Origin of the sequence: Acinetobacter sp. 161(2023) (assembly GCF_037027805.1) — a bacterium.
In the GTDB taxonomy this organism is placed as follows: domain Bacteria; phylum Pseudomonadota; class Gammaproteobacteria; order Pseudomonadales; family Moraxellaceae; genus Acinetobacter.
The window spans coordinates 1-332 of the sequence record NZ_JAZEYD010000056.1 but is presented as its reverse complement, the minus strand read 5'-3'; the positions used below and the strand labels follow the sequence as shown (position 1 = coordinate 332).

Sequence of the window (332 nt, the reverse complement as noted above, 5' to 3'; positions counted from 1 at the left end):
GTGCCAAACCCAGGTGACTTGACCAATGGTCAAACGGTGACAGCGACCGCGACAGATCCAGCAGGCAATATCTCATTACCGGGTACAGGCTTAGTCGATACCGTGGCGCCAACCGTGACTGTGACTGCTGCCTTAACCAATGACAGCACACCGCCATTAGCGGGTACGGTGAACGATCCGACTGCGAAAGTGGTGGTGACTGTGGATGGTGTGAACTATCCAGCAGTGAACAATGGTAATGGGACTTGGACCCTTGCAGACAATACGCTTCCAGCGTTGACGGATGGTCCACATACGGTGACTGTGACTGCAACAGATCCTGCGGGCAATAT

General features: G+C 53.9%; 1 protein-coding gene. It reads left to right on the top strand.

The annotated features are described in order from the left end of the window. A partial coding sequence (locus WA249_RS18925) for an Ig-like domain-containing protein (RefSeq protein WP_336170948.1) occupies positions 1–332 on the top strand: 332 nt, incomplete at both ends.